Genomic DNA, 702 nt, shown 5'->3' on the forward strand with positions numbered 1-702 from the left:
GCTTCAACCGTAAAGAAGCGAAAGACCACGGCGAAGGCGGTAATCTGGTAGGTTCTGCTTTAGAAGGTCGTATCATGCTGGTGGATGACGTGATTACAGCGGGTACCGCGATTCGTGAATCGATGGAAATCATCAAGGCGAATGGTGCAGATCTGGCTGGCGTATTAGTGGCTATCGACCGCCAAGAGAAAGGCAAAGGCGAACTTTCTGCGATTCAGGAAGTTGAGCGCGACTTCGGTTGTGCGGTGATTTCTATCGTGAGTTTGGGTGACTTAATCACTTACCTTGAAGAAAAAGGTAACGCGACCGAGCATCTTGAAGCGGTGAAAGCATACCGCGCGGAATACGGCATCTAATTTCCCACTTTTTCAATTCAATAAAAAAGGTATCCAATCGGATACCTTTTCTTTTGCGATTTACTTGTAGCGAATGCCTTTGGGCTCGTTTTCATCTTGCATGGTTTTGTAGCGTTTGTGCAGCCACATCCATTGCTCAGGTGCTCGCAAAATCACTTCTTCCACGTACTTGTTCATGTAAGCCGCTGCAGCCACTTCATCTTTTTGTGGGTAATCGGCTTCAATGCACTTATCAGCGATGATTTCGTATTTGCCTTCGTCATTGCGGAAACCAGATCCGGGAATGATCGCGCATTTTGATGTGTAGGCTAAGATGCCGGTGCCGGTTGTTGTACAAGCGTCATCA

Annotated in this window: 2 protein-coding genes; one reads left to right on the top strand and one right to left on the bottom strand. The window is 47.3% G+C overall.

Translation table 11 applies throughout. The features are described from left to right. Positions 1 to 356 (top strand): orotate phosphoribosyltransferase (gene pyrE, locus R7P74_RS26525; RefSeq protein ID WP_318123636.1); only part of this gene is annotated, 356 nt, incomplete at its 5' end. Between the two features lie 60 nt (positions 357 to 416). Here pyrE and R7P74_RS26530 read toward each other — a convergent pair. Continuing rightward, on the bottom strand, positions 417 to 702 hold a 286-nt coding region (locus R7P74_RS26530), incomplete at its 5' end, for an LpxL/LpxP family acyltransferase (RefSeq protein ID WP_443293429.1).

It is taken from the genome of Vibrio sp. 2033 (assembly GCF_033339735.1).